Origin of the sequence: Bdellovibrio sp. GT3 (genome assembly GCF_037996765.1) — a bacterium.
In the GTDB taxonomy this organism is placed as follows: Bacteria; Bdellovibrionota; Bdellovibrionia; order Bdellovibrionales; family Bdellovibrionaceae; genus Bdellovibrio.
Map to the genome: position 1 here is coordinate 33429 of NZ_JBBNAD010000003.1, position 14553 is coordinate 47981.

At 47.9% G+C, this 14553-nt stretch carries 5 protein-coding genes; 3 read left to right on the plus strand and 2 right to left on the minus strand.

Annotated elements, in window-relative coordinates:
• Positions 1-114: 114 nt before the first annotated feature.
• Positions 115-4944 (minus strand): hypothetical protein, encoded by a 4830-nt coding sequence (locus tag AAAA73_RS01295; RefSeq protein ID WP_340596337.1) that lies wholly within the window; start codon positions 4942-4944, stop codon positions 115-117.
• A 134-nt stretch (positions 4945-5078) separates the two neighbouring features.
• Here AAAA73_RS01295 and AAAA73_RS01300 point away from each other — a divergent pair, with 134 nt between their 5' ends.
• From AAAA73_RS01300 to AAAA73_RS01310, 3 genes are all read left to right on the plus strand, one after another.
• On the plus strand, positions 5079-5891 hold the full coding sequence (locus AAAA73_RS01300) for a TIGR02147 family protein (RefSeq protein WP_340596338.1): 813 nt from the start codon (positions 5079-5081) through the stop codon (positions 5889-5891).
• Positions 5888-6964 (plus strand): hypothetical protein, encoded by a 1077-nt coding sequence (locus AAAA73_RS01305; protein ID WP_340596339.1) that lies wholly within the window; start codon positions 5888-5890, stop codon positions 6962-6964. The genes AAAA73_RS01300 and AAAA73_RS01305 overlap by 4 nt, the downstream gene beginning before the upstream one ends.
• A 345-nt stretch (positions 6965-7309) precedes the next feature.
• Positions 7310-13504, plus strand: a complete 6195-nt coding sequence (locus AAAA73_RS01310) for an Ig-like domain-containing protein (protein ID WP_340596340.1) — start codon at positions 7310-7312, stop codon at positions 13502-13504.
• On the opposite strand, the gene AAAA73_RS01315 is transcribed toward AAAA73_RS01310, so the two are convergent.
• On the minus strand, positions 13505-14536 hold the full coding sequence (locus tag AAAA73_RS01315; RefSeq protein WP_340596341.1) for an LLM class flavin-dependent oxidoreductase: 1032 nt from the start codon (positions 14534-14536) through the stop codon (positions 13505-13507).
• Positions 14537-14553: the final 17 nt, after the last annotated feature.

Sequence of the window (14553 nt, forward strand, 5' to 3'; positions counted from 1 at the left end):
CCAATTCTTTGTTGTTTGACTCAATTCAAGCCGAACTCTGGACGAACGTTCCCGGTGTTTCCTGAGTATTGCTAGGGGGACATGTGGAGCACCGGTAATCTGTTTAAGTTTTAGCTACTTAAGCGGGTGGATGAGTATGCGTTTGTTAGTGGAATCTATCATCAATAAACCCACGGTCGTGATCTTAAGTCCGATGTCTTTTCCGAAGGTCGCCTTGAGGCCCGGGACATTTAAACCAGCGAGGGAAATCTCCTCAAAACCCGAAGTAGCGTGAGCCGCCCACAGGTGGGATTTTCCATCCGGAGAATCATGGGATGAAACGACCAAATAACTCCAGCCCGTAGCCGTATCATGAACACCATGGCTCCACACCCGGTTACCTGGATAGTTGGGGAGGCTGGCGAAATCAATGACATCATAAACTTTTGGATTTGCACTTTCTGTCAGTAAACTCACCCGGCGAAGTTTCGATGAATCAAAGACCAGCAAATCCGTATTGCCACTGCCATCTGCTGTCGCAGGTTGCAATCCGTAGATATAGGAAAAAGATGTGTCCAAGGCCGAGGTACCGGTTGGTGAAGCGGACGGACCTGCAGCGCCGGATTTTCCCGCGACCGAGGTGATCGTTCCGCCAATACTTCGATAGATCCAAAGATTTTGCGAAAAGTTTTTGTCAGTGGATGCACTGAAATAGAAAGCATTGTCAGACAGGAATGTCGATGAAGCCTGAGGGTCATAGAGGAAATAAGGTGTTGTATACGCAAAAGAACTTCCCAGCACCAGTGATGAAGCATCATTAAATCCTCCACCAAAATATCCAGTGGTACCGGATACACTGTATGCGGAGGTTGCCGGATTCAAAGTGGTGGTCCAACTGCTTAGACTCATTGCCGCCCATGGGTAAAGACCATTGGTTGTGGAGTTCGCGGCAATGATTGTTCCTGCTGGATTGATAGCCAGGTCTCCGAAGACACCGCTATTGCCCAGTGGATTTGAATTCATCGCAGTATCGATCATGGTGGCTTTTTTAGTTGCCGGGTCCAGAGTGATTCGACGTAAATGGTTCACACCGCGCACATACAAGGTGTTAGTCGGCTCATAAAACGCCATACCCATAATTCCGGTAAAGGCCACTTTACCAGGATCTGAGCCATTTCCGAATGTGAAAAATGGTGTCCCACCAATTTGTGTTGAAGTGAGTTTTCCATCGGCATCGAACTTAATCTCGAAAAGTTGATTTGTTGTGTTCATCGCTGCATAGACTGCAGTGTTGGAAGCACCGAAGCTCATTTGCATGGAACCGCTGTTGTTGAAAGTCGCCAAGTCATGACCGTTGGCGGAAAGAGCCGCATTTGTTGCAGTGTCAAAGTAGTTGACGCGTTTTGATTGACCGGTGGCATTGACGCAAACATATCTGGAACTATTGCTGCCCATTTGCATACAGCGTGAAAGCACACTGTCATTGCTGCTGGTACTTTGGATGCTTGTATAAACATAAGTTTGCAGGGAAGAGTTGTGTTCCATTTTTGCGACATACATGCCGCTGGTTTTGGTTTCCAGATAGTATTTAATAGTCTGCTGATCCGGAGATACCACAATGGCACTTGCCGTTGAGCAATGAAGGGCTGCCGTTTTTGCATCTGTATTCAGGTGCACAGTTGGAAGGTCTTCAGTACATTCTGGCGTACCCATAATATGCACAGCCGTGGTGGAAGTGGAGCTTAAATCCAGCATCCAGAATTTATAGCGCACACCCAATGGTGTGATGGAAGGGAAGTAATAGTATCCGCTTCCTTTCTTCAAATAGAAATCCAGTGAATTCTCTTTCCAGGAAATCTCGGGAACCACGCGGTGCCAGACGATGCTTTTGTCAGAAATATTTATTCTGGTTATAGATGCACAAAGACCAGAAACAATGGTCATTTGATCATTGGTGATGTCAACAATCCGAGGATTGGTGAAACGAATATTTGCTGGAGTAGATAGGGCCGTCGGACAGCCCGGGGCGCCCAAAACACCCAGCCATTCATCGACAATACCTGACTTGCGGTCCACACGAATGATTCCGTTTTTTGTGCCCGAATAAAGGTTATTCGTCGCGTCCCCATGGACAGCGTTCCAAGCCGACAAATCCACTGAGTTGATGTGAACGCCGTAGTCCATATTACCCGGGTTTCCAACCAGAACTTTCCAGCTGGTGTTAGTCAGCTCAGAAAGACCCGTCGTGATAACTCCGGCGGCGGTTTTACAGGCAATCAAAATTTTGAAAGGATTGTTTGTGGTTAGTGTTGCCGGGAATGACCACGAGTAACTTCCAGAGTTGGCAATGTTGGCTGCAATAACCTGATACGAGACACCATCATCAGCACTATAGGAAATTGTGATGGGAGCCGCATCCAAAGTGGTGCTGCCGGAAGTAGTGCAAGTCCACTGGATATTTACGGCATTTCCGCCATCAAAAGGCCCGTCGGAATTTTTAGGTGAAATCACCGTGATGACTGGAGGTGCACCGAACTCCAAAGTGATGTTTGAGGAAATGATGTTGCTTTCAAAGCCGGCGGAATTTTTAACCTGTGCATAGATGGTTTTGCCACCAGGAGTTTTTCCTAGTTCAAATGTAAATGCGCTGGCTGAAAATGGAACCCAAGTCGCGGCGTTAATGTCGGTAGGGCCAACACCTTCTATCAGACGCATCAAGTTCGTTGGTGACGCTCGATGGTTGACTGCCAATTGAGCGTTGATCGAGGTGATACCCACGATGGTATTTCCACCTGCCAAAGTTAAACTCAAAAGATCAGGCGCTTCGGATTCGGCGACGATGGTGCGATTCAAAGTACGGATATTTCCCAAGGAGTCTGTGGCAGTCACCCGGAACATCATCGTCGAGATGGTTGCGGGTGCCGTCATCGCATAGGAATAAGTTTGATTGGTCGCCGACGTTGCAGGAAGAGCCGCTGTGGAAAGAGTCGTCCAGTTCGCACCAGCATCGGTGCTGTAGGTAAGCACTGTGTTTTGTGCGGTGGAGGTATGCAGATCGGTCACCTTCCAGGAAACTGTCATGGCCGTGTTGATCGAAACGTCTGCAGTTGGTGTCACCCATGTCAGTGTTGGTGCTATTGAATCCAGCGTAACTGTCAGAGTACCGGCTGTGGCGGAAATATTTCCGGCAGAGTCTTTTGCCCAGACTTTAATAGTATGAGTTCCGTCGCCGGTTATCGCATGCGTGTAGGGTACTACTTCACTGCAGGCAATCCATCCACTGGAAATCTGATTTGGAGTCACGCTACTTTCTGTAACTAAAACAGAACTGTAGTCGGTGCAATTTAGAATGTTGAAGTTAACCAGTGAATCCTTGGTTAACGATGCCGTCAACAAACTAAGACTTGGTGCCGCCGGCAGAATTGAGTCAATAGTAAAAAGTCCTGAAGAGACCTCATGCGAATTGCCAGCCTCATCAGTGGCAATCAACTTCACCGCCGCCTTGGATGTGGAAATTGCAGGAAGAGTCAGACCGAAAGGACTGCTAGCATTTGTGATGTCGATTTCGCTGGACGCCGCAGATCCATCGTCAGTGACCACAAGTTTCAGGGAGTTGATATTCGTCGTAAGATCAGTTGCTGTGAAACTGATACTTGCAGTTTGACCACCGCGATAAAGAGAGTTGAGGGCTCCAATCGTAAGTGCCGGAGCCGTTTGATCCAGAACAAGGGAAACAATCTGTGGGGAAGAGGATATGAATCCAGAATTATCCCGGGTCCAGACATAAATGGATTTTGCTCCATCGCCTGGGGCAAAAGTGTAGCTGTATGTTTGGGCTCCTGTGGTTGAACAGGAAGATGTGAAGTTACCTGCCGTCAAACCGATGGAAGTAGGAACTTCAGAAAAGGCAATACCTGAAAATGTCGCACAGTTCTCAAGTGATGCTCCCGTGTTCAGGGAAATACTTGCGACCAGGGAATTCGTTGGTGAAGCCGAAACCAAAGTTGCAGGCGGAACCTGGGCTGGATAAGTGTTGGGAATTTTTACTGAAAGATTTTTGCTGATGACACCTTTTGCGGTATCAATTCCACCGCTGCCATCAGAAAAACCCGCTTGGAAAAGCAGAGTGTGAGTGCCTTGCGAGTTTTTGGTAAGCGGAATGTTGATGGTGTCGTTTGTGGTTGGTGCAGCACCATCCCAGCGCCAGTCATAAGCCATGGTAGCTGTCGTATAATACCAGTGTTTGACACTTGCCTGGTATGTTAGTGGTGAACCCTCGACGATGGAGCTTGGTGCTGTCCAGCTTTGCATTTCCGGTGCCGTGGTGTCTTTGATCAATTGAATGTCGGAAATATTAAAAGCTTGTTCCAGACGAAGCTTTAAATCGTTGTGTGACCCGTCGGTTAATGCATCAAAAAGTTCTTTACTTGAGTCAGCCTCGATTGAGCTGATTTCTGTTAACAATGACGAAATTTCTGTTGGGGCAAGCTGGTCCCAGGTTTGTATATTGGCAATTTGGGATGAGGATATCAACGGAACCAAGTTGCTCGAAATATCGATAGTTTGCTCTGTGAATCCTGTAACGGGACGACTCATGCGTTTTCCGCAAAGGGAAGCTTGCAAAATGAAGCGCCCTTGAGTGAGTAGTTTCTCTTCACTTTCCTCGAGTTGAATTTGGAATTTTCCGTCACCTGCGACGCTCGCAGTTTTGATTGGTGTCGCAGAAATTGCGCCATTTTGGACAGCGTAAATGCCCACAGTATTTGGCTCTGTGCAAGATAGTGAGGTTGCCTGGGATAGATTGATGCTGCCTGTTACTTTGCCATCAAATAGGCTCGATAATTCCAGACTGAGGGAACATCCAGACAGCGTTATCAACAATGATAACCAAAGGACGAAATATTCGAATGGTTTTGAGACGTTCCGATCTTTCATACGTACTAAAAGTCGGTCGATTTTAACCATATCTTGAATGAATTTTTAATAATGTGAGCCAATTTTTATTTAAATGCGATTGTCGGCTGCGTCAAACTCTCATGGACGATCCCGAAACACTTGCTCGAATCAGCTTGTTACGCAGTTGTAAAAAAGTAACCCAAATGGGATACATCTGGTCCATTATGAAGAGCACTTACAGAAGCATTTTGATTGAAGAACTTCGCAAGCGACAACGCAAGAATCCATCTTATTCATTGCGTGCTTTCGCGCGGGATATCGGTGTTTCAGTTTCCCGTCTAAGTGAAGTTTTGAATTCCAAAGCCGGTTTATCCGATTCGCGAGCAGCATTGATCGCTGAAAAATTGCAGCTCAAAGGAAAAGAACGGGCGTACTTCATTGACCTTGTTCAGGCGGAACATGCTCGCAGTAAGATTGCAAAAAAATCTGCGGCAGAACGTTTGAAATCCCATCGTATGGGTTCTCAAAAAATTGCTGATGAAGACTTTCATCTGATCGCGGATTGGCAGAATCTGGCCGTCCTGGAATTGATCGATCTTCCAGAAATGAATCATAACCATGTTGAAATCGCCAACCGATTGAAAATCTCAGTGGGCGAGGCGGAAGCGACGATTGATCGCTTGATGCAGGTGGGCTTGCTGAAGGAAGAAAACGGCAAATGGAAGCCTTCGGATCCTGATTCGACGACATCCTCAGACGTACCTTCAACGGCGATTCAGAATTTCCATCGCCAGATGCTGGGCCGAGCACAGCGCTCATTGCAAGTGGATCCGGTGGAAACTCGTGACTTGTCTTCAGTGGTTTTCGGCGTGGATGCTGATCAACTGGCCTATGCCAAAGAACGTATCCGTGAATTCCGTCGTATGTTGTCTCAGGAGCTGGCAGCAATGCCGGGCAAGAACAAAGTCTACAGCATGTCCATTCAGTTGTTTGAGCTTAAAGGGGATGAAGCGTGAAACAAATTCTGTTTGTATTGGTATTGGTTCAGGCACTTAGTGCGCACGCTGTGCGTGAAGTTCAAAACGGTGGCGGCGGCGTTCGCAGCGGTGAAACTATGGAAACATTTTTTTCCGCGAATCTTCGTTTTGACGAGGAGCCAGAATCCCCGCAAAACATTCCGGGCCTGATGCGTCTGCTTGAAGAAATCGACACCATGCCGATCAAGTCCTCGGTCAAAGGGGTGTTGATGTCTGCGATCTATCCGACGATGGATCGTAAGTATTACCGCGTAAAGGATGGCGATATTTCAGAGGCGACTCGCCAGGGAATTCACGAGCAATATGCAAGAATGCTGAAGATGTCCTCGGACAAGGTTGTGATGTTTGCGGCAAGTGGCGCAAGCAGCAGAATCACTGTTCTGATGGAGGAGTTCTATTCTTTGAAAGAAGCCGAACAAGCGGCCATTTTGCTTCACGAAGCATTGTGGATGGTGAGCACCAGTTTGACCTACGACCAGGTTGTGAACCTGGAGATCGATGGCCAGGCTTACTTCCAAAATCACGAAAACTATGCGGCCTTGTATCGCTTTGTGACCAACATGGGGCAGATTCTTTCAGATCGCACCTTGTCTTTGATCACCTCTTTGGCGATCGATTTGAAGCGTGATGTTCTGCCTAAGGAAAACGGCAGCACATTGAATACGGCGATGCTGGTGGATTTGGTGGGGGAGCGATATCTGGAGTGCATGTTATTGCACGATTTCTCCGTTTATAAATCCAAAGTAGCTGAAATTGATTATGTACGCTCCTGCAACAGTGCTATCAGCCAGAGCATCGTAATGAAAGCCGCAAAAAATCCAAAGTCATATTACTATCAGGCTTTGTTGGTTTATATGGGCCGAGCTGGGCATATCACTCTTTTCGCGAATACCCAGTACGAAAGCTATTTGAGCTACTCAGGAAAGCGTCCGGACTTTGCAAAATACCGCGATGGTCTTTACGTCAACTTTGAGGAGCCTGTGGCAGGCGACCGAATGTATCTGACCGTGTTTGATTCAATGAATCGTCCCGTGGGACGCATTCGCTTTTAAAGTCCAACTCACTTTTGTGTTCGGTGAGACATTCATCCCCGAACACTAAATGTTCTTTTGCTCATAAAGTTTCAAGATTCAAGATTTCTTGACCGATAAGATGTCATGCTTAACTTGGCTCGTATTAGAAAGCAATTTGGGAGTAATCTCAGTAGGACTGTTGTCCTATTTCTGTTTTCTATTCTGTTAAGCTCCTGCACACTGGAACTCAAATTATCCGAGTTGGCCGAGTTGAGTGGCCTTTCAAATGTAACAGGGCAGCTTGTAGGCTATTCAGCGACATCAGGCATGTCCGTTCAGACCTTAGGGCAGAGTTGCACATCACCAACTGCTTATCTATATAAGATGAAATCTTCAGGAGAGCTGGAGTCACCAGCCCTGGATTCAATGACCATTGATGCCGATGGCAAATATAGCTTTTCCAGTCAGGCCATCGGAAAGTCCGACTATGCAGGGACTTTGCTGGTGGAAGTACGTGATTGCTCTTCACGAGTCTACTATCGTCCAGTTACTGGCAGCGCAAATCAGGACGTCACGATGGCGTCATCTTTATTGGGTTTCGTCATGTACACGAGCCAAAAAGATTCCCTTTTTAATGCACTTAACACGGACCCAAAGAATCTGACTTTGTTGATGGCGATGTTGAACAGCGCTTCAAGTGCGCAACAGGCCTATGACATTCTGATTGCCAGTGACGAGGCAACGACTCGCTTCACGAACTTGTTTGGATTCAGTCCAGTTACTTTGTTGGATGCGGCACCTTATGTGGAGTCAGTAGCGACACCTGCTGCCGGTCAGGAAAAAGTTGCGTTGGAACTTAAGGCGCATGCCGTTCATTGGTCCACGGCCTACGATATAGTCTATCAATGGAAATTGGATGATCAGGTTGTCGGAACTGGAAGTGAGTTTTTATATACACCTTCAGGGGATTCCCAAGGCAGCCATACGTTGACTTTGACGATAGGGAAGAATGACGGCAGCAGCGCCGTGGATCTGACTAAAGAGCACAAGGTTGTCACTTCAACTTTGAGTATCACCAATAATGTGCTGCCGCAGCCGGTGAATTTTGTGATTTCGAATCCTGCGCAGGCCAGCACTCATCCCATCAACTCCAGAAGTGTTACTGTGACTCTATACACAGGGGCCGCATTGGCGTCCTGTGATTCTTTTAAAGGATTGCTAATCAATGAAAGTGCAGCGGTTCCAGCTTCGTCGGCGGATTTCCCAGTCACTTGTACGCAAAACAATTCTCAGGACTTGAACTATACAATTGCCTCCAGCGGAGATGGCGTAAAAACACTTTACCTTTGGGCAAAGGATTCTGCGGGAGTCATCTCTCAAGTACCGACCTCTGTGAGTGTCACCTTGGATACAGCTATTCCGACGGTGACCATCACGACTCAGCCATTGGCGCAGAGTAAATCATCTTCACAAAGTATTTCCTTTACCGGTGATGACGGTGTCGGAAGTATAGACTATTTTGAATGTAAACTGGATTCCAGTGCCTGGACCGCGTGTTCTAGTCCTGCCGTATTTAGTGGTTTGGCTGAGGGTGATCACACAGTGGCAGTGCGTGCTGTTGATGCCGCGGGAAATGTTTCAGTTCCTGACTCTAAGACGTGGCATATTGATTTAACGGCTCCGATTTTGACACTAACTGGTCCCGGTGTATTGACGAATTCCTTGTCGGCGTCATTTACATTGTCAGCGACTGACAGTGGTGGTTCCGGTCTGGCTGGCTATTCCTGCAGTGTGGATGGCGGCGCTTATGCAAGCTGTACTGCAATTACAAGTTTGGTGCTTGCAGCTGGCTCTCACAGTTTCAAAGCCCGGGCATTCGACGGTGCTGGTAATAATTCAGCCATTCAGACATATAATTGGACCATCGATACGACGGCTCCCACTGTCACATTAACTTCAAAACCACTGGCAACCACAAACTCTCAAAGTGCGAATTTTTCTTTTGTCGGAAGTGACACTGGCGGGGGCAGTATTGCCGGTTATGAGTGCGCACTTGATGCCGCGGCCTATGCAAGTTGCTCCACGCCTAAATCTTATGCGGGTCTGTCTGATGGTGGACATACATTTAAAGTCAGAGCCACGGACACAGCGGGTAACCTGGGGACAGCAACAACGTATGCATGGACTGTGGATACATCGACTCCGATGGCGTCCATTATCACTTATCCCGACTCAGTGACAAATCAAACGACAGCGACATTTACTTTTTCGGCGACGGCCCCTTCGGGTGGTTCGATCACCGGTTATGAATGCCAAATAAACTCCGGATCGTGGGCGGCATGTTCATCTCCGAAATCGTACAATTCTTTGGTGCAAGGCAGTTACACTTTTGGTGTGCGCTCTATCGATAACAATTCAAATCCCAGCGCCGCAACTAATTATGACTGGGTTGTGGATACCACGTTGCCGGTTTTAACTTTGGATCAAACACCGGCGTCCTTGACGAATTCCCAGACGGCGCAGTTTCTGTTTTCAGCAACTGATTCTGGTGGTGGTGCGATTGACGGATACTCCTGCCAACTTGATGGGGGAGGCTATGCTGATTGCTCAAGCCCGCGCGATTTAAGTGCACTGACTCAAGGCAGTCATACTTTTGACGTCAGAGTCAAAGACACCGCAGGAAATACCAGCACTGTTCACTCTCACACATGGTCCGTGGATTTGGCGGCGCCAACTTTGACGTTGTTGACGACTCCTGCCGCGCTGACAAATTCCACGACAGCACAATTCACATTCAGCGCCGGTGATTCTGGCGGTGGTGCAATCGCCGGATACTACTGCAGTCTGGACGGCGTCACAGCAAGTTCATGTGTATCCGGAGTCACTTACAATGCGCTAGCCGGTGGCGTGCATACCTTTGAGGTTTACACGACCGATACCGCAGGAAATAATTCAGCCGTAGCAAACTTCAGTTGGACAGTGGATGTGATCGCTCCCGTACTTTCAATTACCGGTAAACCCGCAGCAAATTGGAACTCGGCGGCGGCTGTATTTTCATTTGTTGCCACGGACACGGGTGGTGGAGCAGTCGCAGGATATCAATGTAAGATTGATGGCGGTGCCTATACTTCGTGTTCATCAGGTGTGATCTATAGTGCTCTGGCAGAAGGAAACCATCAGTTCCAAGTCTACGCAACGGATACTGCCGGCAATCAAAGTGCCGTGCAATCGTACTCCTGGGTGGTGGACACGGTGGTGCCTGCGGTGACTATTGCGACTCCTGCGGGAAGTCCAATTGTAGTTCCAGTGGGTTCGGTCAGTTCTTATACAATTAGCGGAGCATGTTCAGAAGATGGCAGCACTGTGACTATTGCTGGATTATCCGGCGTGACTGCCGCATGTTCTGGTGGCAATTGGACTGCGAATTTGAATCTGACGGCTTTGATTGATGGATCTTACACTTTAAGTGCAAGTCAAACGGATGTGGCCGGTAACGTAGGATCATCATCTTCTAAAATCATAATCAAGGATACAACAGCTCCCGCCATCTCCTTGACGACACCAACGGCAGCAGCAGGTGGCGGCACCCTAAGTATTAACTGGATTGTGACAGAGGCAAACGTGCCATCCAGTTCTTCATTCAGCGTTGAAATTTATGATGGTTCTTCGTGGACTTCCTTTGGTAATCTTTCGGCGACGGCAGGCTTGAACTCTGCCAAGGCTTACAATCTAAATACTGTCGCGGCTCCGTCTTGGAATACATCATCTGCGCGTGTTCGTGTGACTTTGACTGATCAAGCAGGAAATGCGACGACCAGCACCTCAAATTCCTTCACGATTGACAGCGGTGCGCCAGTTCTGTCGTCCTTCACTTTGAATAATGGGGTGACGACCACGACAAACAACAACGTAAAGGTTGCGGTTTCTGCTTCTGATGCACTTACTAATATTTCTAAAATTTGTATGCAAACCACCAGCAGTATTCCAACGTCCTCCGATGGTTGCTGGGTTTCAGTCAGTTCTTATGGTCTGACGGCAGCAAAAACTTTGAGTACATCCAGCATCTACTACAACGTGGGTTTGTCTTCAGGAACTTATCCGATTTACATTTGGTTGATGGATGCAGTTGGAAACATTTCAACGAATGCCGCAACCAGTGGCGTTGACTCAGGTTCTATCGTGTACAATTCACCACTGCCTCCAGTGATTAGTGCCATTCAACTGACGGCCACCGACACTCCAGGAACTCCACCAGCGGGAACAGATTTGGTTGCCGGTGCAGGGAATTCAGTCTACGTGAAATGGAATATTTCCAGCGTAACGGGATTGTCGGCTTCTCCGATCCAAATTCTTTACACGACCGATGATTCCACAGAGGCCGGGACTTTGGCTTCGGGATTGGGCAATACGGCAAACGGCGGTTGTTCCGTGACAGCAGGGTTCACGGGATGTGCGGTGCTTTCGGCTCCGGTGGGAACTTACTTCCGCATAAAACTGAAAGTAACAGATGCCTTGGGCTTCTCGACGAATATCGTCAGTAACCCTTTGAATTCAGGATCCGTGAACTTCCTTGCTGGGAATACGGATCTGGGGTTGGGCTCCAGTGCAAAATCAGCGGTGATGTTGCCTTCCGGAAACAACTCTTTAGCGGTTCTGGATGATGGACGTATTTTTGTGGTCGATACCCGTGGCTTGGCCTGGGTGAATCCGACAACGGGTGTGTATGAAATGCTTGCGACCTATGCGGCGACGGCGTCGGGTGATGGTGGACCTCTTACCAGCGCGAAATTTAAATCGGTGAATGGCATTTGGGTTGATACCAATAATGACATCCTGGTGGCGGACTATAGATCTATTCGTAAGATCAATACCCGCGTCAGCCCAATGACCGTCACCAGATTTATTGGTGGTGGTTCAACTTCCGGTGACTACGTTTCAGGTGCTTTGAACTATCTGGCAACGGCGGATATTACGAAGCTGACGGTGGCGGCAAATGGGGATGTTTATTTCCGTGATGCCAGCGGGCATAAGTTAAGAAAATACACGGCAGCTGCAGATACCATCAGCACGATCACGTTCACGGGTACGGGAAATACCTTTTCCAGCAGCCAGGATAATACAAAGTGTACGACGGCCTCGTACTATATGACCTTTGATGATTCGGGCAATATCAATAATTTGATTTGGTGGATGCAAATCGGTGGTAATGCAAACTGTCCGTTCTCGACGGCCACAAATGAGGGCCGCGTTTCTGCCCAAGTGGATCCAGTGACCGGTGTTAGTTTTCTGCCGGCTCCGGGTTACATCAAGGCCAGCGGTGGTTTCCGTGACTTTGCAAACTTTTATCATGATCGCAGCGGTAATGCCTATGCAGCCTACAATGGAAATGGCTCCGTTCAGTCGATTTTCAAATTCAATCCTGCAACCCTGAAGTGGGTTCAGCTTTATGGCACAAACAAAGCCGGGACCTGTGCTGAAGATACTCCGCAAAACAACTGTGCTATTTCTGCGCAGGCGCTGGCTTTTAACAGTCAGGGACAGATTTTCTATATCGACTCCAAAGCCAAGGCAGTTCGCACGATTGCGGCTGATGGCAAAATTAAAACGTTGGTGGGAGATCGACTGGGTTCAGATGATGGACGTCAGGCGCTTGCTGTTCGCTTTGCCAATTTGACGGATGTGAAGTCTTGGAACTCCTCAGGGCAAAGTTATATTACTGTGTTTGACTTAACGGATATTCGTATTCGTGAATTTATGCCGGGGAATACAATCTACACTGTTGCCGGTGTTCAGTGGGCAGGCACTCCAAGTGTGGGATCTGTTGCGTTTGAAAGTCCGTTGGGAACTTCATCTGATAACTATCCATCACGTATGCAGGTCGCGGCGAATGGTGATATCTATATGCCTCGTGGAGGCAGTTACTTCTCGAAAATCACGCGCTCCACTGGATTGTGGTCGGACGTTTGGACTGGATATGATTACGGTCCGGCTATTGTTGCCATGAGTAGCAACGCAATTTTGACGAACACCTTTAGCTATAATTCAACTTACGGTGCGGTAGATTCACGCTACAATTTGTGGGATTCCATCGCCAATACTTTGACGAAGGTTGTCTACTATGGAGGAGGCGTTACCACTCCAAGCACAATTTGTGCTGACGGTACGGCATTGAACGCTTGTTTGGTTACCGGTTTAACTAAGGACTCTGGTTATCAGGGGGCTTTTGATTACGTCACAAATATGTGGTTGCTTCCAGAGTACAATTTAAAGCGTATCGCTCAGTTTAATGCGAATGGCAGTGGAACCATGGGAACATTCTTTACGACTCCACGCAACTTCTCGCGCTTTGCTCTAAATCGCACCGCGGATCTTTCCAAAAACTATATCTATACCTGCGGGACGGATGGAAAGCTGTATAAGTATGATCTAAATAATGCCGGCGCGGAAACTCCGCTGACTCTGCCTAATTCCACTATCACTTGTGCAAGTAGTGTTGCTTACGATAGTCAGCGCAATTCATTGTTGTTCATTTATTCACAAAACGGTCTAAAGGGTGTGGCCGAGTACGTGAATCCATAGTTATGCGATCTTGGCGCGAACCAAAGGAACTACTTTGGTGCCGTAAAACTCAATGCACTTCATCAGGTCCTCATGGGGCAATGTACCCAGACTGTATTTTAAATCAAAGCGTGCGGCTCCCAGGTGTTTGACCGTCGTGGCGATTTTATCGGCGACTGTTTCAGGTGACCCGACATACAGTGATCCTTCAGGACCAATTTGATGTTCAAATTGCTCTTTGGTGATCGGTGGCCAGCCCCGATCACGTCCAATTCGATTCATCATATTGCGATAATGGGGCCAGATGGTTTCCTTGGCTTCTTCGTCAGTGGCGGCAATAAATCCAGGGGAGTGGACGCCCACTGGCTGAGACTTTTGATTAAACTGGCTCAGGGATTTGTAATACAGATCCACAAATGGCTTGAACGCCTTGGGATCACCACCGATGATTGCGAGCATCAGGGGAAATCCATAGTGAGCGGCACGCAAGACTGATTTAGGTGTTCCGCCCACACCAATCCAGGTTTTCAGCTTTCCTGCGGGTTGGGGATAGACACTTTGATTCGTCACGGGCACTCGCGTGTTACCTTGCCAGTTCACTGGATTGCCTTTTAAAAGTTGTGCAAATAGATCCAGCTTCTCTTCAAATAGTTCCTCATACTTTTCCAAATCAAATCCAAAAAGAGGAAAAGACTCGATAAAAGAGCCCCGTCCCATAATCACTTCGGCGCGACCATTGGAAATCGCATCGATGGTTGAAAATCTTTGGAAGACGCGGATAGGGTCGTCGGAACTCAACACAGTGACGGCGGATCCCAGGCGAATTTTCCGGGTCTTGGCTGCGATCGCGGCAAGGACTATTTCCGGTGCGGAAACAGCGAAGTCATCACGGTGATGCTCGCCCACACCAAAAAAATCCAAACCCAATTGATCTGCCAGAACACCTTCAGCGACTACATTGCGAATCACCTGATCTTGGGTAAGACTTTTGCCATTTAAATCATAAGTGACATCGCCAAATGTATCCAGACCCATTTCAAGTTGTACCGCCATAAAAACTCCTGCTGCCA